Raw genomic sequence first — 25560 nt, 5'->3', positions numbered from 1 at the left:
ACTCTATTTTAAGCGTGTGGAGGATTAAAAACGTCCAAACTAAGAACAGAATAACTCTGTTCTTAGTTTGGTTGTACAGATTATTGATTTGATGGATTATTTGCAGCTGCTGTATCACTTGTGGCACGTAATAATCCATTGAGTTGCATCATTCGCGCGTTTTGTAATAACAACATTGTATTAGTCAGCAAAATACGCTCATCCTGTTGACGGCTAAGGTAGAGTTGATAATTGATTTCTGCTAGTAGCAAAGCTATCTCTTTTTGTGTGGTCGCAGCAGAAGCTGAGTTTAACTTATTTATCCAATCGGTATTTTGTTGTTTGTTTTGTGGATTAATAAGCCGCCAGGTTGCCATCTGATACTCACTTAAAGCTTGGCTGGTAGTAATACTATTGGACTGCCCGGCACCTTGAGCGGCTGTACTAATGGGTTGTTGCATTCTACGTGATAAAATGTAATACAAGTTGCCAATTCCTACGGAAGTTTGTGCCGCATAAACACGGATATTAGTTAGAAAGTTGGCCAATGTGGCTGCTGCTTGGAATCGTTGCATTGCTGTAGCTGGAGTTGGAGTGAGCAATTGTTTATATAGGTTGTCATAAGATTGACGATCAGGGAGAGAAATTGGAGCAACCCCCGCAGTCGCATAGCGAATAAAATTGCTAGCTAATTGCTCTGGATTTTGTGCCTGTAAAGGACCTGATTGTTGGCCACTGAAAATTGGAGGTGTATTACTTTGATATTGAGTTTGAAGATTAAGCGCTTCATTAGAGTACATTAAAGGCGCGATTAAGTTATTGCTATTGAGTTGCGGTATGATGAGTTGATTGGCCTTGGGGGTAAAGTATTCCCACGTACTGGGTAAAGAACCGATAACATTTTGCATGACTTGGTCATCGGTCATAAGATTGTTACCTTCAAATACCAGGTTTCCTGCGGGACATATAGTGGTATTCCAGATGGGGGCATTGTTAGAATCTTTTGTTATACAGTAGGAGGAGTCAGGCGTTGTAAGCATATTTGCAACAGCTTGACTTACAGGATCCTGGAATTGAGAACCACTACTGCCTTGACCAGTAATATTGGCTGCTTGATCAATTAAATCAGAAGTAGTAATCCCACCGGAAGATTGAAAAGTGCTGTTTGCAAAATCATTCAAGCCTGCATAAAGGGTGACACTGCTTGGAACAAAATAAGGAGATGAACTTTGAGTATTTTGTCCTTCTGCCTGAGTTTGAGCGACAGACGGGAACATGGACGTATTAACAGGGAAAGCACCAAACACAGTTTGAAGTGCTGGCGATATTGTTAGGCCTACAGCATTCACTGTAACTTGAAGTAAGGCTTGACTCACATCATTGTTGTTAACGCCATTTTGCAGATTATAACCTAAATATTCACCTAAATTTCCTAGATATTCCTGAATTTGCTGCAACGAATCTCCCATTGTGTTCCAGGGAAAATCAGTACTCCCTCCTGAAGCGAAAGTAGTTGATGAGGCAAACAGCAAAACACCGGATAAGGCAGAGCGACTACAAAGTGATTTCATTTATTCTTCCCCTTCGAGAGCACGAGCAACAAGTTTTAAACGATACTCAGAAAAAACACGAGCAAGTAGGCGTAAACGTTCAAAAACAATATTTCTTTTTAGGAAGAACCCGGCAGGATCATGACTGCCTGTACTGGTTTCTTCGGCGTGAATTAAAATTCGGGAGGCACTTCCTGGATGCACTGTATCAATGGCCTGCAAAAGACGTAGACCTCGTCCTGATTTAATATTTCCTACTAAACGAATAAAAATATCTTCTTGAGAGAGTGTGCTCATATCAAGCTTTTCGATATCATCTAATTCTTGGCCAAGACGATTAATTGCTGCTTCTAAATCGGGACTGCCATCTAAAGTCCAATCCTCCACGCTTTCCATGAAAGTAATAACCCGATAAATCATCGGATCAACATATTCAAACCAATATTGCGATGAGGCTTCATGACTAAGATCGGGCATTTTTTACTCTTTTTTTACGGTATTAATTCATTGATGGACTGCGCATAATCTAACTACTATAGTATAGTATGAAGAGTAAAAGTCCATTATCTAAAAGTAAAATTTATGAAAATCAAAAAAGGCACCAGATTAAAAGGCATTATCAAGCGAATTTTGAATGTCCGCGCATGGGTTGATTTTGATAGAGTTAAAGCTTTTACCATTTATATCGCTACCGGTTTTCAAAAAATGTTTGTTCCTCAAAGTAAAACGAAGCAGGGAGAATCATTTGATGAGGCAGTAGCAAGAATGAATTTAAGTGAAGAAGATCTTCGCGCCAAACAATCTTCTTTGTATCGTTTAAGTATCCTCATGTGTGTTGCCGCTGTTTGTATTTTTATTTATGCCCTTTACCATTTATTTTATGGTACTTATAGGGCTTCTATAGTTAGTATCGTTTTGCTATTAATTGCTTTAGTCTTAGCCTTCCGCTATCACTTTTGGTATTTTCAAATTAAAGAACGAAAGTTAGGGTGCTCATTTAATGAGTGGTATAGACAAGGCTTGAAGGGTGATAAGCGATGAATAAGATTATCTTTATATTGCTAGGCTTAATATTCCCGGCATTGGCTTTGGCTTCTGATAATGGTTCCGCTTTGAGTTTTGCCCCACCTCCTCAAGACTATTCAGTGGTATTCTTGGGAAATATCTTTGGTATTGTCGATGGTGTTTTACATGGTACGGGCAGTCAGATCATGGGCGCCATGTTTGGAGTATTTAACTCTGCTGTCTTAGCGTTAGGTGGCATTGTAATTATGTACACGCTTATAGTGTCCACTATGAATACCGCACACGAAGGGCAAATGCTTGGCCAAAAATGGTCCTCTATATGGGTTCCCATGCGCTCAACGCTGGGTCTTGCTCTATTAATTCCCAAAGGTTCTGGCTACTGTCTAATGCAAATATTTGTGATGTGGATTGTTGTTCAGGGGGTAGGGGCTGCTGACAAAATTTGGTCTGCTGCGTTAAGCTATTTAAATCGCGGCGGGGTCATTATTCAAACCCAGATGAACCCTGTAACATCGCTAACTGCTGGAACGGGAAATGAAATAGCTTCCGGTGCTGGTGTTATTCTTTCAGGTCAGGTTTGTATGTTAGGTATCCAAACTGCACTGCAAACTCAGCGCCAGAATCTTCTTAATCAGGCACAAAGTAAGTCAGGGGATTGTTATAATGCCGTGGGTGATATGAAAAAATTCTGCGATACGCCGGTACCTGACTTTTTGGCTAGTGTGAATACGGTCACTACTGAAAATGATCTTACCAAAGGAAACCCAAACCAAACCGGCTTCAGTGTAATGATGCCTAACTTAAACGTTGATCCCTATTCGAAACTTAATGGAATTTGCGGTCTGCTTGTGTGGAATAGTTTTACTGCTGCTAATAACCTTACTTCGACTGATACAAATGTAAATAAAAGCGGTTTTACAATTACCCAAAATGAATTGCAAACTACTCAGATGTCAAGAGCGATTGGTATACAACAAATGTATCTTGACTTATCGAGTGTTGCCCAAATTATGGTTAATAATGACCCATTATTAAATCCAGAAAACAATAGCAGTGATAGTACGACCAATAATTTTTCGGCGAATGCTGTACAGCAATTTGGCGTCCCTCTTCAAGCAAATAATCAACAACAAGCCTGTACTGGAAGTACAGTAGCTATTTGTAAAATGTGGGGATCTGATCCAACCAGCTCTAGTAATTCTTCTCCACTTTTCAGTGGTACAGAGTTCCAGGGAGCCATTGCGGATTACAATGGTATTATGTTGCCAGCATTGAATTTGAAAGAACAAGCGAAAAAAGGGGAAGATGCTGCTTCGTCACGGGCTTTCATTCAAGATGCTAATAATTATGGCTGGATAATGGCTGGTAGTTATTTCTTTGATTTGGCCAAATTAAACTCTGCTTCCATTGAAGATGCGAATAGGACCGATTCTGGAACAGGTTTGAGTGATAGCCAATTCAGTTTAAAAAGCCTTCAAAGTGCTTTTGGTGACTCAGGAAAATGTTCAGCAGGGAATTTTGGATATTTATGTACCTGGATGGGGGGAGATCCAACACTTATTAACCAGGTTATTGGATTAATAAATGGTTCAAACATTGCTACAAGCAATCTGCCAACATTACCAAGTGGTCCTGAAATTACTAATATTCAGACAGGTGGGCCTAGTGGAAAGAGTGGCGTTGACGCTTATACAGGAGCATTCTCATCGACGGTTTATGGTTTCATTACTAACTCTCTGATGGTGCAAATAGCGGGACAGCCTGGCTTAAATCCGCCTAAGTTCACTATGAAGTTTAATATTAATATTGACCTGTCTAAATTCTCGTTACCAAGTCAGGATTTTCCCTGTGGTTCAATTTTGGGCTTATGCATTGGCAGATTAATGGGTAATATTTTTTACAATTTAATTATTAAACTTATATTTAACTTCTTCTTAAATCTTGTCGCTCAGGTTATCAATGCTGTCGTTATGTCGTTTCTTTCGGTGCCATTGATGGGAATGGGGGCTATTTTCCAGGCGGGGGTGGCAATTATCCAGCAACCCACGGTTAACCCGGTCATTGCCTTGGCTAATATGGGCGTCAACTATATTAACTTTGCCAATGAGTTATGGATCATTTTACTTACTATAGCAATCACTACCTCCTTAATTCCTATATTCGGTTTGTTTATCATGCCGTTGATAGCTATGGTGACGCCACTTTTGTTTGCCTGGTTAGGGGTGATGGTTTCCATCGGATTTATTACGGCTTATTATATTCCATTTTTACCGTATATGATTTTCACCTTTGGATCTATTGCCTGGCTAATGGTCGTGATTGAAGCAATGGTTGCAGCTCCTATTGTAGCGCTTGGAGTTACTCATCCTGAAGGTCATGATGCTTTTGGTAAAGGTGAACAGGCCATCATGATCTTGCTCAATGTTTTCCTGCGCCCGGCCATGATGATTATTGGTTACATTGCAGCAATTGCATTAAGTTATGTTTCGGTCTGGATTATTAATGCTGGTTTTTCCAATGCTATGGCCTTTATTCAAGGGAGCGCGAGTGGTTCAACATGGAATTTCTCAGGCTCAAACCAAAGCCTTATTGAACAAGCCAGCAATATAGACACCACCCAAGGTTATACGGGTTGGGCTGGTATTTATGGCTTCTTTTTCTCAATTCTTGTCTATACGACCTTGTATCTCACGGTGGTTCAGAAGGCATTTACCTTAATCGTTGTTTTACCTGATAAGGTGTTGCGTTGGATTGGTGGCCAACCAGAGAGCGCTGGACAAGAGGCTGCCCAATGGGGTGAGGAAGCAAAAGGACAAGTAAGTAAAGGCGAAGCTGGCACAACGAAAGCGCAGCAGCAGATAGATTCGCAATTGACTGGTTATGGAATGAAAGCCTTTAATAAAGCGAAAGATGCAATTACTAAGAAAGGACCATCTGTCAGCCTTGGCCCTAATTCTACCCCTCCAAATTCGTAATACCCAAACACAGATAGTAACGCATTACTATCTGTGTTTAGTTTAATGCTATTGTTTTTATAGTGTTTTTCCTCCAAGTCCGTAATAAATATTGGGTGTCTCCAGTTTTTTATCTTTAACCTCATTAAATAAATTAGCAACATCCTTTTTTGCCCAGTTAAAATTAAGAGTAGTGATAAATTCTTTGCTTTCGAGCCATATGTGACGGGCAATAGAGAAATTGGAGTTAGCTATAAACTCGCCTTCAAATGTAAATGCGCGGTCATAAGATTTTTTCCCTTGTTCTGAAATATAATCACAACTAATTACGCATTCATTTTTCAGCGGGCTTCTTATACATTTTATTCCGCCAACAATGGCTGCGGAGGGAACTTGATATGCTATTGCCTCATAGGCGTACAGAGGCCAGGCAGCATAGGCTGATAGCGTATCAGTTTCAATTTCTGCCTCAGCAAAAAAACTGTAAATGTTTCTTGCTTGTTTCGCTTGAAAATTATGTAAATCAAGCACCAGGTCTTTACAATAAAAAGGTGAATTTTCATCTTTTACCAAAACTGGTTTATCCCCTAAATAATCAATCTGAGTGGCATCTGGTAAAACAATTGCATAAATATAAGTATCTTTGTCATTTAGTGGAAAAATGGGGGCGCTTTCAAGTTTGGTAGTTAAACAGATACAGGCTTCGGCATTCGCATCAATGGCTTCATTTCCAATGCCACGATTATTTTTATATCCGCGAGCTTTAATTGCCTCTTGCCACCATAGGTCACCGTAATCAATTCTTGGGGTAAACCCTTTTTTGAATATTTCTTCAGGCGAACGGCTGTCGGAACGAAAATAAATTCTACCCATCTTGCTCCCCTATTTAACGATGTAGTAAACATATACTGCACAATTAGGGCGACTTGATCAACTAATGATCTTTCTTATAGTGTCCTATGTTAGCTAGTTGATAACTAAAAATAAATAACTGATTTTAATATTGACTTAAGCAAAGTCGCTTAAAATGGTTCGAATTTTGTTCACTGTGGTATTTATATGCCAAAATATGCTAAAAAAAAGCACACAGAGCGTGCAGTTTATGAAAGTCATTACTATCGCGAAACAAAATCAAAGCTTACAGAAATTCTAGATGTGAGAGAAAAACGCAGAATAGATAGTTACATGGCTTCTCACAACAATTTTCCTCCTACGGGAACAGCGCGTGAATCAGGCTACTCCAGCCTGGTTTTTGAGGGTACGCAACTGGAAGCTAATACAAGTATGGTCGATATAGAAAGAACAGATGACGATACAACATTTATTCTGTCTAGATTAGCGGAGGCTCCAAAATTACCTGTCTCTTGTATAGCATCAACTGAGCATGTAGTTGCCCAGGAAATGGTTGAGGATTTTGTATCGGAATATATTCCTGAAAGTAAAATGAAAGTCATGTATCAAATTTTGGTAAGGATAGATGGCGTATCACTCATTTCTCTGGAAAAGAGAAAATTGGCAAAAGAAATTTGTAAGGATGATGACATACTAACCCTAGAAGATGTCATTGTTAGTTATGATAACGCCAGAGGTTTGTTTGTGGTGGAGCTTGGAACACAAGTCACTGATATTCAAGAAGTTATTCGCACATTACAGAAACAGTCGCGTTATCATATTGAAAGTTGCAACTTTGAGGAAATTAATATAAATGATGGGGTATGTTTATTGAAAGCTGATGCTTCAAATCCAATTCATGCCTTAGCAAATATCGCTCAAGGGATAGATCAAGGTGGAATGCAGACAAAATTTTTCCTGGAGCGAGATGCTGGTAGCACCACAGGGAAGAAAACGGCAGAATTTCAAGATAGCCGCTGGACATTTAATGGCTTCCAATCTCTCGACGATTTAAGAAAAAGTACAGGCTATCCCGCAGATGCTTATGCATTTAAAATTTCAAAAAGACCTTAGTGCAAAAACAATGTCCGGCCTATTAAAAAATTATCGTTGATACTCTTTGGTACCAGCAATAATTAGTTTGTAAGTGCGCTCGCTAATCAGGCCTTGCTCAAATTTGCTTCGTGCATCGACTGTCATTAATTGGCCTCGCTGACGTACAAGTTTACGAGTCATTGAAGTCACTTCGTTGGGATCGCCTTCTAATAAAATATCTCGAACCTCTTCATCAAACACAAGATATTCACGTAAGGCAACACGCTTGCCATCAACCGTAGGAACTAATTTTTGCCATATACAAAGACGAATAGTTTCCAAGATATCAATGGTGCGGCCTAAGCGCTCTTCCCCAGCGAAGGAAGTAACCAAGCGTCTCATTGTTTCTGCAACACCTGAAGTATGTAATGTCGTATATACAGGATGTCCTGTTAATGCTGCTTCTAGTGCAGCACTAATGGTTTCTGCATCGCGACATTCTCCAACCATAATTAAGCGTGGTTTACGTCGAAGTGCATTACGTACCCCGTCGGCAAAATCTGGCAAATGACGAGGAATTTCAGATTGACTTACAACAGCTGAAATGGTTTCAATCTCATCATAAACAAATTCAATGGGTGATTCGTAAGTTAATACTTTGCGATGTGATTCTTCTTTTTCAATGAGTTCCCGGATAATAGAGGCAAGGAGCGTTGATTTACCTGAGCCGGTTGCTCCCGTGATAAATACAATACCCTCTTGAGGAGCAATAGCTTCAAGAATATTGTCTGGTAATTCCATGGTTTCCAATTTGGGAGGGGTCGTTGGAATCGTTCTTAACGTAATCTGTATTGCGTCGTGTCCTTCTACCAAACAAGACGTTGCATTAACCCGGTATCGATAACGAACGCCACGGTTGGGGCGAAATTCATAGTGGGTATCAATGTCTTTCCCAGATAATAGTTGTGTGGTGGCGTTAGGACCGTAAATCGAGTTGATTAAATCACCGAGCTCTGTATTAGACAGGCGGCGATTGGTAATTTTATATAGTCGACCGTAAACTTCGGCATAAATTGCTTCGCCCGTTTGAATTGTAATATCAGAAGCATTAAGTCTTTCAGCATGCTCTAACATTTTATCCATGAACACCGGCGTAAAACGAGTGGGCTCATCGGGCATTAAATGAATGTTATTACTACTACTCATATTTTTTAAACTTATTTGTCGTTAATGGGAGCGATGACAGGTTGCCACGCCTTGCTAGTAATAGTAATTTTAGTGTTTTGTGCCAATTTTTCCATATTTCTAAATTGCTCTAAGGCATCCTCATCTTTAGCAACTGCAGCAATCCATTCTTTGCTATTGACATTAAGGCCTGGTAACGCCGTTATACGTAAGACGCGATCATCTATATGAATTTCAGAAGCATCCCCTGTAACACCCAGATCAGTGTGGGAAACAAAAGGAGGTGAGACCATATTCATAGCAAGCAATTTACGATATAAAATCATACCAGCAAAATCTTCTTTGATGCGCGCTACACTTTCCTCAAGAATAATACTGGCCTGTTCAATACCATTTTTCCAGCCTTTCTCAACATAGAAACACCAAAGAAGTCTTTCTTGTTTAGTTTTCGGTAAAAGTGTGACATTAGGACAATCAGGCTTTTTATAATCCATCCACAAATACTGGCGCCAGTTAGGTGGTGTCGTGATGAATCGAGCCTGTTTTGCAACTTTATAAGTGCGGTCAGAAATGCGAATGGTTTGAGTATCCGCTAAATTCAAGGTATTGCGTCCCTCAAGCAATACTGGCGGTAAAACATTATGCTCGAGTACCAGGGAATTAAAGTCAAAAATAGCATCTAGATTACGAGCTTGTTTAGTCAGCTGATCATCAATGATTTTAGCACGCCATGCGAGTCCTGCTTGTGCACCCAGGCTTAGAGCTGTCTCTCTAAGAGCCATTTCTCTAATTTTTCCCATAGACGATTTACTACGGGTTTTGGCACTTTTGGTATTTGCCAGTGCCTTTAAACCAGCAAGAGAACTGGTGTCAGCTATCACCACATGGTGGCGACACCCGCTTAATAACATCATGCTTATAATACAAATACTAGGAATAAATTTTCGCATAGCGCAATTCAACAACTTGACTGTTAGGGTAGACATAGATAGTCGCTTTCTTTCCAGCTTGATAATCAATATCACGAAGGATTTCAGCTAAGCTCATATCTTTAGAGTTAAGACTAATTAAAACAGGAACAGCGGGTTCCTTCCCTAGTACACGTAAACGGAAATGTGCTGCTCTGGCAACACGTAAGGTTACTTCTTCAATAGGTCCAGACCAATCAACGGTGGCTCGACTCTGTAAATTGTAAGCATTGGGTATAGTCAACGTATTGTCTTTATTTTTCGGGAGAATTACTTTTTCTATACGTTGCATCTCCAACATCGAGTCACTGACAGAAGAGGCCGCTTGCGCAAGTTTAATTGTTGCATCATCACTCGGAGCGTTAACAGGAGGCTTCATGAAAACAACACCTCCTCGACATCCTACTAGCAAAATGGAAGTAATAATAAACACAACAAACTTGTTGATCATCTTTTTGACTTTATAAACGATAGGTACTGCAATGATTGAAACAGGAGCATGACCCCTTGTCAAGGAAAAGAAAGGTCGTTTCAGGATGTTAGTTCTTTTCATAAAGACCATAAGTTACTTGTCCTGCCTGTTTAGATTTTTTTTCGTTCCAGAATGCTGGGTCTAGTGGGAGTTTATCAGGTGATTCAAGATAAACCAAGCCACCAGGCACCAAGAGATTGGAGTGAGACAAAAGATGTAAACATTCTGGTAGATAATTCTTGGCAAAAGGAGGATCTAAAAAAATAATGTCAAAGCATTCGGAACTTTTTAGAAGATACTCTTGAGCATCGCTATGAATTACGGTAAGTGCAGCAGGTGAATTAAAGGAAGATGCTATTTGCTTGAGATTGAGAAACACTTTAAGTGAAGATTCCACCAGTACAACGCGTTCAGCACCACGAGAATACGCTTCAAAACCTAGCGCGCCGCTGCCTGCAAAAGCATCAAGGCAATGTGCGCCTCGGATATCGTGCATTAGCCAATTAAACAGTGTCTCTTTCACTCTATCAGGAGTAGGGCGTAATCCTTCGATATCGGGAAAAGAGAGTTTCTTTCCGCGATACCGCCCACCAATAATACGAACAGTCTGCTTCACATTTTCCCCACAGAAACGAGAAGCATTTTGTTAACGTTAACTTGTTTTTGAAATGCTTGTTTGATTTGCTCTGTGCTGACAGCATTAATTTTTGCTATATAAGTGTCCAGATAATTATCTGGCAAATGAAAGAAAGCGATGCGAAGTAGCATGCTGGCGATACTACTGTTACTACCTAAAGAGAGAGGGAAGCTACCTGTTAGATATTGTTTAGCTGCTTTCAATTCCTCTTCATTAGGACCCTCGGTAATAAATTTGGTTACCGTATCTTCTGTAACTTTGAGTGCTGTGGCTGCTTGTTTATTTTGCGTTGACAAGCTAATTAAAAAAGGGCCATCTCCTGGCATCGGCATGAATTGACTGAGAACACCATAAGTTAAACCGCGCTTTTCACGAACTTCATTGGCCAGGCGTGAAACCAGAGCGCCTCCTCCCAAAATATAATTACCTACAGTCAGAGGAAAATAATCAGGCGAGTGATGATCAATTCCGATTTGTCCCCAGCGAATTACTGTTTGTGAAGAGGGAAAGTTGACTGTTACTTTTTCACTGGCAGCTAGTTGTGGAGCAATGGGTATTCTTGGAGCAGCCTGCCCTTTCGGCAATTGTTGGACTAATTGTTCGGCTAACTGGTGTGCTTTTTCGGTATCAATTGCGCCAACCATGACAATGATTGCGTTAGCACCTACAAAGTATCGATTATAAAACTCTTTAACATGTTTTGGTTCAATCGCATTAACGCTTTCCTCCGTACCGATGACGGGGTGAGCATAGGGATGATTTTGGTATAACTTTTTAAAAAAAATGAGGTTGGCAACATCATCAGGTGATTCTTGTGTCTGTGCTATAGACATAAGTTGCTGACCTTTTTCGCGTTGGAATGCCTCTTGGGGAAAATCAGGCTTCGAAATAATTAAGGTAAATGCTTCTATAGCTTGTTTCATGGCCTCTTGAGTCGTCAAGGTTTTTAAACTTAACACCACCATATCACGACTGCTTTCGCCATTATATTGAGCACCTATGTTAGCTAATTTTTCGGCGATAGCAGTGGCATCCAGACCCGCATTTCCTTGGTTTAGAAGATCAGTGGTTAAAGCACTTAAACCATATTGCTGACCATCAAACGCTGAACCCGCGGCAAACGCGATATTAATATCCAGCATAGGCACTTCAAGGGCCTGGTAAAAAATAACTTGAGCTCCATTGGCTGTTTGCCATTTTTGTGTTCTAAAAGAATCTGCATGAATGGTCTGTGTTAATAAACAAATGCAGCTAAAGACTAAGGCAGCTAATATTTTCATGCTTGTTCCTCTTGAGGTACAGGAATTAAAAGAGTTTCCGTTTCAGCAATATCTTTAAAATAATGTCGAGCGACTTCTTGTATTTGTTCTGGAGTAATTTGGTTGATTCTATCAGTATAAGCATCAGCAAGTTGCCAACCTAATCCCACTGTTTCGAGCAAACCCAATTCCATTGCTTGGCCAAAAATTGAATCTTTTTCGAAGGTTTTCTGAGCAATAATTTGCGTTTTAATTCTTTGTAATTCAGCAGGGGGAACCAGTTCATTTTTTAAACGATCGATTTCCTTTACCATAGCTGTTTTCAATTCACTGACGGTATGAGTTTGAGAAGGGGTACCGAAAACAATAAATTGTGTCTGATAGCGAGCATAGAGATTATAATAAGTATCAAGACCACTGGCGACATGTTGCCCGCGAATAAGATTCTTGGAAAATCTTGCGCTCTCTCCTGCATCTAAAATTCCACCAATTAGTTCAAGTGCATAAGGTTCCCAGGTATTTTTTGCTGTTTTGACACTGGGGACTGTATAGCCAAACATGAGTAAAGGCAGTTTTGCCGGGGCAAAAACTTCAACTGATTTTTGGCCGTAGGAGGGTGGCTCGATTTGCGGACGACGCATATAATCACTATGCTTTGTTATTTGGCCAAAATATTGGATGGCTAATTGATGCACTTTTTCTGCATCCACGTCCCCGACAACAACTAAAGTAGCATTATCGGGGGCATAAAAATGCTGATACCAACTTTTAAGGTCATCGATACTCATCTGATGCAAATCACTCATCCAACCAATGACCGGATGATGATAAGGATCAGTTAAATGAGCTGCTGCCATATATCGTTCAAAAGCCAGTGCTTGAGGATTATCGTCAGTCCGTAACCGTCGCTCTTCCCGAATGACTTTAATCTCTTTAGCGAACTCTTCTTTATCAAGCAGCAAATTTTGCATACGGTCAGCTTCTAATTCAAAAGCGATAGGTAATTGTGATGTGGCGACTTTGACGAAATAAGCCGTATAGTCAAAATTAGTAAAGGCATTTTCTTGACCACCAACACTGGCGATGGTTTTTGAAAAAATTCCCAAAGGAAATTTAGGGGTGCCTTTAAACATGACATGTTCTAAAGCATGAGAAACGCCAGTTAACCCTCCAGGCTCATCAGCAGAACCTACATTGTACCAGATCATTGAGACTGCGATCGGTGCACGGTGATCTTCTTTCACCAATACTTTCAAACCATTGTTTAGAGTGAATTCTCGTACTTGACTAACAGCTTGGTAGGAAAGCGCAGTTAGAAAAATCATTAAAGCGATGCGCATGGATTAACTCCGCAGCAAAAAAAGTGATAGAATTTCACATTTCCTTTGTTTTGTACACTTATGATTAAATGGTTTAAGCGAAATCAAAATGAAACGGAGTCAGTTTCTTCCACGACTGATGCCCCACTAATACCGCAGCAAGAGACGCAAAAATCTCAAGTCACTGCGAATGACTCTTTTAAAGAAGGCTTTTTTGCTCGTTTCAAAAAAGGCTTAAGTAAGACACGACAGCAGCTGGGGGATGGCATCGGTCGGTTGCTGTTGGGTAAAAAACAAATTGACACTGCCATGCTTGAAGAGCTGGAAACACTCTTGCTAAGTGCGGATTTAGGTATCGAAACTTCACAAACCATCTTAAAACAACTGATAGACGGATTAGCTAGAAACCAGTTAGCTGATGGCGATGCGGTTTTCCAGGCTCTTAAAACACGTTTGGAAAGTATGCTCGTAGTTTGTGAAAAACCTCTTAATGTAGAAACAGCGGATAAGTCCCCCTTTGTCATTCTAACGGTAGGGGTAAATGGTGCAGGGAAAACCACATCCATTGGCAAAATGGCTAAACAATTTCAACAACAAGGTAAGAAAGTCATGCTCGCTGCAGGGGATACTTTCCGAGCAGCAGCCGTTGAGCAATTGCAGGTTTGGGGTGAACGCAACCAAATTCCTGTGATTGCGCAACACACCGGTGCAGATAGTGCTTCTGTTATTTACGATGCCTTACAGGCAGCGAAGGCGCGAGGAATCGACATCTTAATAGCAGACACAGCAGGACGGTTACACACTCAAGGCAACTTAATGGAGGAGCTAAAAAAGGTCAAACGAGTTATGCAAAAACTCGATCCACAAGCTCCCCACGAAGTGATGTTAGTTTTAGATGCAAGCATAGGACAAAATGCCTTGAATCAGGCACGTCAATTCCATGAAGCCGTTGGTTTAACAGGTATTATGATGACGAAGCTTGATGGGACGGCAAAAGGAGGGATATTGTTTGCAATTGCCAATGAATTAAGAATACCATTCCGTTATTTGGGGATAGGAGAAAGTATTGATGATCTTCGTCCCTTCAACGCATCACAATTTGTTAGAGCAATTTTTAATGATGATCAAGTTTGACCAAGTTACTAAACGTTACCCAGGTGGCTTTGAGGCATTAAGCCAGGTAAATTTTTCTTTGCAAAAGGGTGAAATGGCTTTTCTTACGGGCCATTCTGGTGCCGGGAAAAGCACTTTGTTAAAATTAATTGCGATGCTTGAGATACCTTCTTCAGGGCAGATTGTCGTTAATGACGTTCGCTTAAATCAACTTAAGAAAAACGATATCGCAGCTTTTCGCAGTAGTTTAGGAATTACCTTTCAATCACCAAATTTATTAAGCGATAGAACAGTTTTTGATAATGTTGCTTTACCGCTCCAAATTCAAGGATTAGCTCCCCCTATGATTACAAAAAGAGTGCATGCTGCTTTGGATATGGTCGGATTATTGAATAAAGAGCGAATGTTACCCATTCACTTGTCAGGCGGTGAACAGCAACGTGTAGGAATTGCTCGCGCTGTGGTTCATAAACCTGCGTTATTGCTTGCTGATGAGCCTACCGGAAACTTAGATCCCAGTCTTTCGTCTGAAATTATGAAGTTATTTGCTCAGTTTAATCAGGTAGGTGTCAGTATTCTTATTGCGACCCATGATCTTGCTTTAATAGCTGGAATGAAGCATCGCATCGTCATGCTGAAAGGAGGTAGGGTGTGTTAAAAAATATTCGCTCACTCGCTTCATATCATTTGCAGGCTGCCAGCAGCAGTCTAAATTTGCTTTGTCGTAAACCACTACCCACGATGATGACGGTCATTGTGATTGCCATCACGCTAACACTACCAGCATTATTTTGGGTTTTTAGTGATAATCTGGAAAAAATAAGTAAAAACTGGCAAAAAGGAGGGCATATCTCGCTGTATTTAAAACCTTCTTTATCTTCTGCGGAGGAAAGGGTAGTTCTTGAGCATGTACAGACGACGGAAGGAGTTGGCAAAGCCACACTGAAGTCTCCTGCAGAAGGATTGGCCGAGCTGCAACAACAAGAGGGTATGCACGATATTATGCGTTATCTTCCAGAAAACCCTTTGCCGGCCGTGATTGAAGTTGTCCCCGCACTTGCTGTTAGCCAACCTTTTCAAGTTGAACAATTGTTTACTCGTCTGCAAACCATGCCTCAAGTGGAGCAGGCAAAATTAGACATGGAGTGGATAACGCGCCTGCATGCAATTCTTGGATTTGCTAATAAAGCGGCACATGCAGTAATGGCTCTCCTGGCTTCGGCAGTTGTTTTGATTATTGGTAATACGCTGCGTTTAGCAATTCATAATCGTCATGAAGAAATCCAGGTTCTGAAATTAATTGGTGCCACAGATCCTTTTATTGCACGACCTTTTCTGTACTCTGGTATATGGTATAGTTTAGCCGGAGCAATACTGGCAGTGCTATTTGTAAATATATTTATGCTAAGCTTTGCTGTAGCCATCAAACAATTGGCTTCCGCTTATCAAATGAACTACCCTATTATGGGCTTATCCGTAAAACAGGCCTATTTGCTTGTTTTAACAGCAACGATTCTAGGATGGTTGGGGGCTAGATTGTCAGTAAATCGACAGCTTGCTTCAATTGAGCCCTATAATTAGTTATAATGAGGGAGTTTTTACCAAACGTTATTTTGATACATTTTATCGAGCATGATATTGGTAATGGAGGATGTTTATGAACCAGCAGTTACGGTTAGCGTCATTAAATTTACCTATAGGTAGTCTTGATGCTTATATTCATCGTGTAAATCAAATTCCGATGCTATCTGCTGAAGAAGAATACGATTGTGCCGAACGTTTCCAAACAGCAGGTGATTTGGAGGCTGCTCGTCGCTTGGTACTGGCTCATTTGCGCTATGTGGTCCGCGTTGCACGCGGTTATTTAGGCTATGGCTTACCGCTCAATGATTTAATTCAGGAGGGTAATATTGGCTTAATGAAAGCAGTTAAACGCTTTGATCCTAAAATGGGTGTTCGTCTTGTCTCTTTTGCTGTTCATTGGATTAAAGCAGAAATCCATGAGTTTGTTCTGCGTAATTGGCGTATCGTTAAAATTGCCACGACTAAAGCCCAACGCAAATTATTTTTTAATCTTCGCCAAATGAAAAATCGCTTAGGTTGGTTTAGCCGGGAAGAGGTTGATGCCGTTGCTAAAGATCTGGGCGTTAGTCGTGAAGATGTATTGATAATGGAACAACGTCTTAATGCGATGGATACACCTTATGATGCCCCCGTTTCTGATGATGAAGATGAGGCATTTAAATCACCAGCTTATTATTTACATGGTTCAAATGATGATCCGGCTCAATTAATTGAAAAAGAAGTGAGTGGTGAACATGGAAGAGAGCAGTTGCATCTGGCTTTAGAGCAGCTAGATGAGCGCAGCCAAGATATTCTACAACAACGTTGGTTGGCAGAGGATAAAGCAACATTACACGATTTAGCGGATAAATATGGTGTTTCTGCTGAACGAGTTCGTCAGCTTGAAAAAAATGCCATGAAAAAGCTTCGTCAATACATGGAAGAAGTCGCCTAAGAATATTCGTGAAATTAAATTAATTATAATCAACATAGCCGGGTCATTACAGCTTAGCTATGTTGAGCCTTATCTTTTTAAATGTATTTAAAATCAGAAGGTTACCTCATAATTTCTTTTTGTCCCCAGCAGGAAAGAAATTTATGTTTAGAGTATTTCATTTTTTCTTAAGATTGAGAGTCTAAACTAATAATCAAGCTCCCCTGTTTATATAGGAAATACAGAAATTTTACTTCAACATAAAATTTCTTTTGGTTTCACAAAATCTAAAGGTAATGCGCTAATTTTAAGTTTAGAGAAGATTTGAGAAAGCAACATCAAATAAAATTTAACAAACAAACTCTGTTGTAATAGAAGTAAGAGGTGATGCAATGGATGAAAAAAGGATATTGATGGCGGAGCAAAAAATTTATAATGCAATAGATCGTTTTTCACATCAAGTCAGCCATCTCAGAGATGATCATATCGCAGATCTTAGTTCCAGTAGCAAATTGGAATTGTATAACGCAGCGCAACAATTATTGGAACTGACAAAAGATATGATAGTAGATTTTCTAAAAGATCCATTAAACATAAAAAATCAGAAAACATTTAAAGAATTAAATGAGCAATTAGTGACACAGGCCCTTACTGGGGAGGTAGCCCGGGAATCAACGACATTAAAGACCTTTGTAAATTGTATAAAAACACTGGATGATGTGGTTATTGGCCTTGTGGCTAGCGACAAAAATAGATTATTCTCTACGGACACGCCGGTAATAGCTGAACTTAAAGAATTACGCGATAAATTAGCTAAAGAGGACTTGCTTGCACCTCGTCCTGATGCTCCCACGGCATAGATACAAGCTGAATTGCTTTAATACACGATAAACTGTTATCTTCTTCCAATAAGATTTGTAAGTCATTCACGCCCAGCAGAATCTCTGTCATCCTAGGGCTACCGGCATACCCACGTCATCCTGAGAAGTTTACGACGAAGGATCTCCTAAAGCTGGTATTTGGCAAAATACCTACATCACTTTCAGGAGATCTACGCTTCGCTCTGGATGACGTGAATAGTGAACGTTACGAAGATTTAAATAGATTTTTCGTCGTTAGAATGCTGTAGCTCCTTTTGAAGCTTTAATTTCGTTTTTTCATCTGCAAAAGAAGATTCAATAGCCATGGCTGTAAATCGTTTCATTTGCTCATCAGAATATTGATAATTTTTTTGTACAAGCTCATATTCTCTAGCCAAATTAGTTCTGAAAAAGGGAGGATCATCTGAACCTAGACTGATTGTGACCCCTGCCTCAACAAACCGTGGTAGTGGATGATGCAATAAATCTTGAAAAAGACCCAAAGCCACATTGCTGGACGGACAAATTTCTAACGCGATATTCTTGTCTTTAAGTTGAGCTAAGGTTTCTGGTGAGTGAATACCTTGTACACCGTGACCAATACGTTTAATAGGTAAGTATTTGATGGCCTCCAGCATGCCACTTGCTGGGGCAAATTCTCCCGCATGAACAGTGCAGCTTAAGCCCCCTTCAGCGGCAATCTTATAGGCTTCACTGAATAACCTGGGGGGAAAATTTATTTCATCGCCTCCTAAGCCAAAACCAACAATGCAGGGCACATTTTCTTTGATCGCCTGAGTTGCTACTTTAACGGCTGATTCGGCGCCAAAATGGCGAACGGCTGTAATGATAATTCGCCCAATGATCCTATATTTTTCCTCTGCATCATTGATAGCTTGTTGAATGGCTTGTAAATGTTCAATGGAAGGTATGTTGCTTGATTTCTCAGCATGATCAGGAGAATACATCATTTCGATATAAATAGTACCGCTTTGAGCATTGGCTTTTAGATACTCAAAAGTAATGTCGAAATAATCTTCAGGACATTTGATAACTGCAGCGACGGAGTCATATGCTTTTAAAAAATCGAGAAAATCCCGATATTGATAACTTTCTCCGTCTTTAGCAATCAGCGTTTGCGGTAAAGAAAGTTTATTTCTCCTGGCAAGTTTTATTGCCAAGTCAGGGGCTATTGTTCCTTCAAGATGAGTGTGTAATTCAGCTTTTTTTATTGTCATTAGGCATTCTCCCTGCTTGCTATAATAATCTTAGATGGTAACTTATCGAAAAACCCGATAAAATCGCTATCTACGATTTATTATATGCTAAACAGGATTATTCATGAGCACACAAGATATCGATAAAGCTTATGTAAGCCCTTACGATAAGTTCTTATATGAATTTGACACCAAACATGAGAAGTCAAAATCACAGCTAAAAGAAATTAAGAAGCATGAGCGCATTGCTTATCTTCGCGATAACCCAAATCCTGAGGGTAATCAAGGTGAGATTTGGGAAGACTTCTAATTATATCTCAACTCCCTTCAATACTTTACAGTACTGTAGTATCGAGGTTTCAACATTTCGAGAAACCTCGAAAACGCAATTAATCAAACTAACATCCAAGATTAGCCAATAATGGCATGTAATCCTTTGTAAGCAAGTATGGTTAGGATCGATGCAGCAGGCAGAGTTAATATCCAGGATGTAAAGATATTACGGATAACAATTAAATTTAATGCACCGATACCGCGTGCCAAACCGACACCCAGTACGGCCCCAACCAGGGTTTGTGTGGCAGAGACAGGGATACCCGTGCTGGTTGCAACGACTACCGTTGTTGCTGCTGCAAGGGTTGCTGCAAAAGCACGGCTGGGTGTTAGAGCTGTAATAGAGCTGCCTACGGTTTCAATAACTTTTCGGCCATACATTAGAAAACCGATAACAACGCCGGCACAGCCAAGAAAAATAATCCATGCGGGATAATTAGCCACGCCGAGAGACTGATCGGCACTCATAATTAAACTGTAAATAATAGTTAGAGGTCCGACTGCTAACGCAACGTCATTAGAGCCATGAGCGAAGACCATCGCGCAAGCTGTCAATCCCATTAATACTGCAAAGTACTTTTCTACTTGAAGGAAACGTTCTCGCCGTCTAATGCGTGGCATTTCGGGAATATGTTTGATAATAATCATACCAATAATCGTTATACTGATACTGGTAGCAAGCGTTACTGCCAAGTCTTGTTTCAGATTAAGGTGAATATCAAAATGGTTTAATCCTTTAAAAACGGTAATAAACGATAAAATCGAACCAACTAAAAACAGGTAAATGGGAACATACCATTTAGCTTTTTCAAGCGGATCACTCTTAATAAAGATAGTTTGCTGGATACTTAAGAACAGTGCATAACCTGTGATCCCGGCGATAAGTGGAGAAGTAAACCAACCAATTGCAATGTGATAAACCTGTTGCCAATGAATGGCATTAGTCCCTAAAACGACTGAACCAAAACCCACCATGGAACCAACGAGTGCGTTAGTAATCGAGACGGGAACTCCCAAATAACTGGCAAGATTCATCCACACCGTACAGGCTACTAGAACTCCCAACATACCCTCGATAAGAATTAAAGGCTGATTGGATAATTGACTACTATTGATAATACCATCACGCATTGTTTCTGTGACGCCACTTCCCCCAAGGAAGGCCCCGGCAAACTCAAAAACAATAGCAATAATCATTGCTTGACGTACGGTGATTGCCTTAGAACCCATAGTAGTACTCATGACGTTAGCAAGATCATTCGCACCAACGCCCCAAGTCATTAAGAAACAAAAGACAACAGCTAGAATAAATAAAAATAAAGAATAATCCATAGGAATTTACTACCGGGCAATGAGAATTTGTAGACGACCACCCACTGTTTGGGCATGGTCTGCTAAATCGCCAATCCATTGAACTAATTTATAGAGAAAGACTACTTCAATGGCCGGTAAATCCTTTTCCAACTCAAAAATACGATGTCGCATATCAGCAAGTTTATCATCGCTGTCATGTTCAATTTCATCGAGAGTCACGATCATTTCTTCAACAATTTTCACTTCGCTGCCGCGAAAGCCACTTTCAAGCAATTCATCTAATTCATTAATTGCTTTACAGGCTTGTCTGGAAGCATCTAGACAGCGATCTAAGAAAGGCATAAACACAGCGGAAAGTGCATCAGGGATAACCATTCTTCTACTAACAATCAGGCCAGCAATATCTTGCGCTTTATTAGCAATACGGTCCTGAGCACTTAATAATTCAAGTAAATCAGTGCGGGATACAGGTAGAAATAACCCGGTTGGCAAGTGCAGACGGAGATCGCGCTTAATAAGATCAGCTTCTTTTTCAATACTGGAAATTTTTTCCTGGATATTTTCAGCTACTTGCCAGTCTTGCTGTAAGACAGCTTCAAAAAAAGGATGCAATTGCTTGGCGCAATGGTGTACTTTACGCATATGCTGTTCAATAGGCCTAATTGGTGAGGGCCCAAACATGTTAAATATGCTACCCATATCATCTATCATCTTTAAAAAGATTATGGCGATTATAAACCAAACTGAAGTTTGTACAACTAGAAGTTTTGTTTACTAGAGTTGAATTTTTCAAGTCTCAGTTTTAAGAAATGCAACCCTCCTGCTACACTGTAAATTATTAACAAGGAGCGTTGATATGAAAACATGGTTTCTGAGTTTATTCTTTGTGGTTACAAGTGCTTTGGCGCAGCCGTTAATGACTAAAGTTATTGAACTTCATTATCAAAATGCCGACACGGTTATTCAATTACTGCAGCCATTACTACAGGATGGCGAGCAAATCACGGGAACGGGTCAGACACTGATTGTTAAAGTATCGCCGCAGACACTTACTCAGTTGCGTACTATTTTACAAAAAATTGATCAGCCCCCTGTAACCTTTGAAATTACTGTTTTCCAAGGCGATCCGGATTGGTTAAGTACACAAAATGACAATACGATAGTGATTAGTACTTCCTCTCAACAAAATCAACAGCGTCGCCAATCTATACAAGTTATGAATGGTGAATCAGCTTTTGTCAGTACAGGCCAGGACCAGCCTGTTATAAGTTCTGTGGGTATCGGTTGGTGGGGGCCTGGTGTTAGCTATGATCGCCGTTTAGTACAAAATGGATTATTGGTAGAGCCCGTTTTACAAGGACAAAAAGTAAAATTAACCGTGCGTCGAGTTCGTGAGCAGGATAGTCGTGCTAGTAATCAGGCATTTGATCAACAACAAGTTGTAACTACAGTGTTAGTCCCCCTTAATCAATGGGTTTCTTTGGCTAGTCCACAAGGCGATGCACCTGCTGATTCAACAACTGAAGTCATCCGTGCAGGTGATCAGTTTTCGCAAAATTCAACGTTATACATTAAGGTTAGAATTATTAAAAAAGAAAGCTCAGGGATTCAAAAATAATGAATTGATGCCTCTCTTGCTACAGAGAGACATCAACAAAGCAGTCTGTAGAAAATTAATAAATTACTTTCGCCTAACTTGACAATAGATTTCTCTAGCAAAACAATAACTACTCATTATTCTTAGGTTAGCTAAATTTTCCAGAGGGCAATTATGCAAATAGCCAGTATCAAAGGACGTGAAATTCTTGATTCGCGTGGCAATCCAACTGTTGAAGCAGAAGTAGTTTTAACCAGTGGTGATATAGGGCGCGCCAGTGTGCCTTCGGGAGCATCAACCGGAAGCCGGGAGGCGTACGAGCTTCGCGACGGAGATAAAACACGTTATGCTGGTAAAGGTGTACGAAAAGCTGTAACGCATGTTAATGAAGAAATTAATCAAGCTTTGAAGGGATTTTCAGTAGCTGACCAGGAAAAACTCGATTCACGCCTTTGTGAGGTGGATGGTAGCGTTAATAAGGCTCATTTAGGAGCAAATGCTTTATTAGCAGTATCTCTGGCGAGTGCACGAGCCTACGCTTATGCCATAAAAAAACCTTTGTATATGGCATTAAATCAAGGTCAAACAATGTCTATGCCTGTACCTATGATGAATGTACTCAATGGCGGAGCTCACGCTGATAATAATGTGGATATTCAAGAATTCATGCTGATGCCTGTAGGTGCAGCCGATTTCCCTTCAGCCTTGCAAATGGGAACGGAAATTTTTCATGTGCTTAAATCAGTATTAAAAAAGCAAGGCTTAAATACAGCAGTTGGTGATGAAGGAGGATTTGCTCCGGATCTTAAGTCCAATCGCCAAGCTCTCGATATTTTATCACAGGCAGTAGAACAAGCAGGTTATAAACTGGGTGCTGATATCGTTTTTGCCTTAGATGTTGCGGCATCCGAATTATTTCATGAAGGTTATTATCATTTGTCTTCAGAAAACAAGAAATTAAACAATGCCGAAATGATTGCTTATTACAGTGACTTATTGGCTTATTATCCGATTGTCAGTATTGAGGATGGGTTAGATGAAAATGACTGGGATGGGTGGCGGCAATTAACTGCGACCTTAGGCAGCAAATTGCAGTTGGTTGGGGATGATTTATTCGTTACCAACACTCACATATTACAGGAAGGTATCACTCAAAAAATGGCAAATGCCATTTTGATTAAACTGAATCAAATTGGCACTTTAAGTGAAACAAGACATGCCATCCATTTAGCTCAGACAAATGGCTATCGTTGTGTCATGTCGCACCGCTCAGGAGAAACCGAAGATACCTTCATTGCCGATTTGGCTGTTGCTACAGGATGCGGTCAAATTAAAACGGGTTCTTTATGTCGCACAGATAGAGTCGCTAAATATAATCAGTTATTGCGAATTAATGAGGGACTTTTACCTTATGCAGGCAAAAATGTTTTAGCATTAAATTTAAAATAATCTGTACTGATATGAGCTTGGGACATCTCCTTAATTTATAAAGCATAGGGGCATGTCCTAACCCAACGATAGAAGTTCATATCAGTTAAAATAAATTCAACTTCCTTAATGGATTCCCAGGTAAGGACATGTATATAATGAAAGAAATTTCTCTGAACTATTCCCCATGCGTACAGTGATCCTCATTTTGCTTTTAGCATTAATTGGTCTGCAATATAAATTGTGGTTAGGCGATGGTAGTGTCTCACAATGGATTAATTTGGAAAAAAAATTAGAAGTTCAGGCAGAGGAAAATGATAAACTACTGGCGCGTAATCGTGCAATGGAAGCGGATATTCTTGAGTTAAAAAGTGGTGATCAAGCTTTAGAAGAACAAGCGCGCTACGAGTTAGGTATGGTGAAAGAGGGCGAGATTTATTATCAATTTATTGATTCAAAGTAATTTTTCTAATGATATTCTATATTTATCCCTGGGATGATAGTAGTTCATCTAGTCCCGTTCAAATACACGCTAAACTTTTGCTTGTTTTCTCTATTCATGAAAATTTAGAATATCCTATCGCTAAAAACCTTTCCATTTTTATCCATACAAAAGAAAACTAATGTCCTTCATAAGTAATCTTTATTTTTGCAAATAATTTAATTCTGAAATGTATTTTATCAACGATGTTAGCAGAGTAATATGTGTATAAATACGTTGGTAAAAATAATAACTAAGCAGGGATTAAAATAATTTATGAAAATAAAATTATTCTCGCTATATCACAACCTTTTAGGGATAAAGAATAAATTCCAGGTTGTCTTTTTCTGTTTACTATTTTCGCTTAATTGTTTTGCTAATAGTGATGCAGAACTTGCTAAAAAAATTCAGCAAATTGAAAAAAAATTGAATACAGTCATGGGAATTACGGCTATTCACATCGAGAAGAATAAGATTGTTGATCACAATGGTCACAAGCGTTTTTTTATGGCTAGCACAATTAAACTGCCTATTGCACTCGCTTTTCTACATCGAGTTGATGAAAAAAAAGACTCCTTGAATCGCATTGTTAAACTGGATTCGAAAAATTCTGTTCCAGGCTCAGGTGCTTTATATCATCTGTTTGAAAAAAAGAAACTCAATATGTCACTACGCCAGATACTCATCCATATGCTAAGCAATAGCGACAACAGTGCTAGTGATGTCATACTGGGGGCAGTTAATGGACCTAAGTATGTTGCAAGGCATATGTACGCATTAGGATTTAAAAATATTTCAATCAATCGCTCCATTCTTGAAATACTTCTGGATACGAATCATGTGGATCATTCCTATTTAAACAAACCTCGTCCGGTATTTTCCTGGGTAAGAATATTTAATAGCATTCCGCTCAAACAAAAAACTTTAGCCTGGCAACGCTTTCAAAATGATATGCGTGACACAACTACACCGGATGACATGGCAAAATTGCTTGTGAAGGTATATAAAAAGCAGGTGCTTTCAGAAGCGAATACTCAATTACTAATGGGTATTATGGAAAAATGTAGAACGGGGAGGGGTAAAATAAGAGGTTTATTACCTGCCAGTGTAAAAGTCGCTCACAAAACGGGAACATGGGCGATATATGAACAAGATTATTTAAGATATCCTGGTTCTAAAAAACTCTATCGTTTTGCCAGTGACGTTGGAATTATTACTTTGCCTAACAATAAGGGACATATTGCAATTGCTGTTTATGTTAAATCCAAGGCCGCTAGTGATTATGGACGTAGCCGCGCCATCGCATTGGCAAGCAGAGCAATTTATGATCATTTTATGAAGCAATAAATATTCTCCTAACGGTATTTATTAATTTCTAAACTCTTTAGAACTCTAAAATTACTCGTTAGCGGATAACTAGTAATTTTATCTATACAAGCATTTTG

25 protein-coding genes are annotated in these 25560 nt (G+C 39.7%); 13 read left to right on the top strand and 12 right to left on the bottom strand.

Annotated elements, in window-relative coordinates:
* Positions 1 to 80: 80 nt before the first annotated feature.
* Positions 81 to 1550, bottom strand: a complete 1470-nt coding sequence (locus PXX05_RS11020) for a hypothetical protein (RefSeq protein ID WP_275088266.1) — start codon at positions 1548 to 1550, stop codon at positions 81 to 83.
* Positions 1551 to 2006 (bottom strand): type IVB secretion system protein IcmW, encoded by a 456-nt coding sequence (gene icmW, locus PXX05_RS11015; protein ID WP_275088265.1) that lies wholly within the window; start codon positions 2004 to 2006, stop codon positions 1551 to 1553. It abuts the gene before it with no gap.
* 105 nt (positions 2007 to 2111) lie between these two features.
* Here icmW and icmV point away from each other — a divergent pair, with 105 nt between their 5' ends.
* Together icmV and dotA are read left to right on the top strand one after the other, a co-directional pair.
* Positions 2112 to 2570 carry a type IVB secretion system protein IcmV gene (gene icmV, locus PXX05_RS11010; protein WP_275088264.1) on the top strand — a complete coding sequence of 153 codons (459 nt, stop codon included), beginning with the start codon at positions 2112 to 2114 and terminating at the stop codon, positions 2568 to 2570.
* Positions 2567 to 5530 carry a type IVB secretion system protein DotA gene (gene dotA, locus PXX05_RS11005; RefSeq protein ID WP_275088263.1) on the top strand — a complete coding sequence of 988 codons (2964 nt, stop codon included), beginning with the start codon at positions 2567 to 2569 and terminating at the stop codon, positions 5528 to 5530. The genes icmV and dotA overlap by 4 nt, the downstream gene beginning before the upstream one ends.
* Before the next feature lie 57 nt (positions 5531 to 5587).
* Here the strand turns inward: dotA and PXX05_RS11000 are convergent, their stop codons facing one another.
* The gene (locus PXX05_RS11000; protein ID WP_275088262.1) at positions 5588 to 6382 is read right to left on the bottom strand and encodes a hypothetical protein; all 795 of its coding nucleotides are present in this window, start codon (positions 6380 to 6382) and stop codon (positions 5588 to 5590) included.
* Between the two features lie 186 nt (positions 6383 to 6568).
* Here PXX05_RS11000 and PXX05_RS10995 point away from each other — a divergent pair, with 186 nt between their 5' ends.
* The gene (locus PXX05_RS10995) at positions 6569 to 7474 is read left to right on the top strand and encodes a hypothetical protein (RefSeq protein ID WP_275088261.1); all 906 of its coding nucleotides are present in this window, start codon (positions 6569 to 6571) and stop codon (positions 7472 to 7474) included.
* 30 nt (positions 7475 to 7504) lie between these two features.
* Here PXX05_RS10995 and dotB read toward each other — a convergent pair whose 3' ends face one another.
* From dotB to PXX05_RS10965, 6 genes are all read right to left on the bottom strand, one after another.
* Positions 7505 to 8614, bottom strand: a complete 1110-nt coding sequence (dotB, locus tag PXX05_RS10990; RefSeq protein WP_275090501.1) for a Dot/Icm type IV secretion system ATPase DotB — start codon at positions 8612 to 8614, stop codon at positions 7505 to 7507.
* Positions 8615 to 8652: 38 nt separating this feature from the next.
* Positions 8653 to 9570: a type IV secretion system DotC family protein gene (locus PXX05_RS10985; RefSeq protein WP_275088260.1), complete on the bottom strand. Its 918-nt coding sequence runs from the start codon at positions 9568 to 9570 to the stop codon at positions 8653 to 8655.
* Entirely contained in the window at positions 9551 to 9967 is a 417-nt protein-coding gene (gene dotD, locus PXX05_RS10980) for a type IVB secretion system lipoprotein DotD (RefSeq protein WP_275088259.1), read from the bottom strand. Before dotD ends, PXX05_RS10985 begins: the two co-directional genes overlap by 20 nt.
* A gap of 160 nt (positions 9968 to 10127) precedes the next feature.
* On the bottom strand, positions 10128 to 10676 hold the full coding sequence (gene rsmD, locus PXX05_RS10975; protein WP_275088258.1) for a 16S rRNA (guanine(966)-N(2))-methyltransferase RsmD: 549 nt from the start codon (positions 10674 to 10676) through the stop codon (positions 10128 to 10130).
* A complete protein-coding gene (locus tag PXX05_RS10970) occupies positions 10673 to 11977 on the bottom strand; it encodes a M16 family metallopeptidase (RefSeq protein WP_275088257.1) in 1305 nt (434 codons plus the stop codon). The genes rsmD and PXX05_RS10970 overlap by 4 nt, the downstream gene beginning before the upstream one ends.
* Positions 11974 to 13296, bottom strand: a complete 1323-nt coding sequence (locus tag PXX05_RS10965) for a M16 family metallopeptidase (protein ID WP_275088256.1) — start codon at positions 13294 to 13296, stop codon at positions 11974 to 11976. Before PXX05_RS10965 ends, PXX05_RS10970 begins: the two co-directional genes overlap by 4 nt.
* Positions 13297 to 13356: 60 nt before the next feature.
* Here PXX05_RS10965 and ftsY point away from each other — a divergent pair, with 60 nt between their 5' ends.
* From ftsY to PXX05_RS10940, 5 genes are all read left to right on the top strand, one after another.
* Positions 13357 to 14409, top strand: a complete 1053-nt coding sequence (gene ftsY / locus PXX05_RS10960; protein ID WP_275088255.1) for a signal recognition particle-docking protein FtsY — start codon at positions 13357 to 13359, stop codon at positions 14407 to 14409.
* Entirely contained in the window at positions 14396 to 15046 is a 651-nt protein-coding gene (ftsE, locus tag PXX05_RS10955) for a cell division ATP-binding protein FtsE (RefSeq protein WP_275090500.1), read from the top strand. Before ftsY ends, ftsE begins: the two co-directional genes overlap by 14 nt.
* Entirely contained in the window at positions 15040 to 15969 is a 930-nt protein-coding gene (ftsX, locus tag PXX05_RS10950; protein WP_275088254.1) for a permease-like cell division protein FtsX, read from the top strand. The genes ftsE and ftsX overlap by 7 nt, the downstream gene beginning before the upstream one ends.
* A gap of 76 nt (positions 15970 to 16045) precedes the next feature.
* Positions 16046 to 16906 carry an RNA polymerase sigma factor RpoH gene (rpoH, locus tag PXX05_RS10945; protein ID WP_275088253.1) on the top strand — a complete coding sequence of 287 codons (861 nt, stop codon included), beginning with the start codon at positions 16046 to 16048 and terminating at the stop codon, positions 16904 to 16906.
* A 371-nt stretch (positions 16907 to 17277) separates the two neighbouring features.
* The gene (locus PXX05_RS10940) at positions 17278 to 17745 is read left to right on the top strand and encodes a hypothetical protein (protein WP_275088252.1); all 468 of its coding nucleotides are present in this window, start codon (positions 17278 to 17280) and stop codon (positions 17743 to 17745) included.
* Positions 17746 to 17981: 236 nt separating this feature from the next.
* Here the strand turns inward: PXX05_RS10940 and PXX05_RS10935 are convergent, their stop codons facing one another.
* Positions 17982 to 18983 (bottom strand): adenosine deaminase, encoded by a 1002-nt coding sequence (locus tag PXX05_RS10935; RefSeq protein WP_275088251.1) that lies wholly within the window; start codon positions 18981 to 18983, stop codon positions 17982 to 17984.
* A gap of 103 nt (positions 18984 to 19086) precedes the next feature.
* Here PXX05_RS10935 and PXX05_RS10930 point away from each other — a divergent pair, with 103 nt between their 5' ends.
* A complete protein-coding gene (locus tag PXX05_RS10930; RefSeq protein WP_275088250.1) occupies positions 19087 to 19272 on the top strand; it encodes a CBU_0585 family protein in 186 nt (61 codons plus the stop codon).
* Between the two features lie 101 nt (positions 19273 to 19373).
* On the opposite strand, the gene PXX05_RS10925 is transcribed toward PXX05_RS10930, so the two are convergent.
* Positions 19374 to 20627: an inorganic phosphate transporter gene (locus PXX05_RS10925; protein WP_275088249.1), complete on the bottom strand. Its 1254-nt coding sequence runs from the start codon at positions 20625 to 20627 to the stop codon at positions 19374 to 19376.
* 9 nt (positions 20628 to 20636) lie between these two features.
* The gene (locus tag PXX05_RS10920; protein ID WP_275088248.1) at positions 20637 to 21308 is read right to left on the bottom strand and encodes a TIGR00153 family protein; all 672 of its coding nucleotides are present in this window, start codon (positions 21306 to 21308) and stop codon (positions 20637 to 20639) included.
* Positions 21309 to 21465: 157 nt separating this feature from the next.
* Here PXX05_RS10920 and PXX05_RS10915 point away from each other — a divergent pair, with 157 nt between their 5' ends.
* The 4 genes from PXX05_RS10915 (at position 21466) to bla (ending at position 25462) form a co-directional block, all read left to right on the top strand.
* A complete protein-coding gene (locus tag PXX05_RS10915) occupies positions 21466 to 22227 on the top strand; it encodes a secretin N-terminal domain-containing protein (RefSeq protein ID WP_275088247.1) in 762 nt (253 codons plus the stop codon).
* Positions 22228 to 22380: 153 nt separating this feature from the next.
* Positions 22381 to 23655: a phosphopyruvate hydratase gene (gene eno, locus PXX05_RS10910; protein ID WP_275088246.1), complete on the top strand. Its 1275-nt coding sequence runs from the start codon at positions 22381 to 22383 to the stop codon at positions 23653 to 23655.
* Between the two features lie 166 nt (positions 23656 to 23821).
* A complete protein-coding gene (gene ftsB / locus PXX05_RS10905) occupies positions 23822 to 24097 on the top strand; it encodes a cell division protein FtsB (RefSeq protein ID WP_275088245.1) in 276 nt (91 codons plus the stop codon).
* 294 nt (positions 24098 to 24391) lie between these two features.
* Positions 24392 to 25462, top strand: coding sequence for a class A beta-lactamase (gene bla / locus PXX05_RS10900; RefSeq protein WP_275088244.1), 1071 nt, complete (start codon positions 24392 to 24394; stop codon positions 25460 to 25462).
* Positions 25463 to 25560 lie beyond the last annotated feature (98 nt).

It is taken from the genome of Legionella cardiaca (assembly GCF_029026145.1).
Taxonomy (GTDB): Bacteria; Pseudomonadota; Gammaproteobacteria; order Legionellales; family Legionellaceae; genus Tatlockia; species Tatlockia cardiaca.
This window is presented reverse-complemented; position numbering and strand designations above follow the sequence as displayed.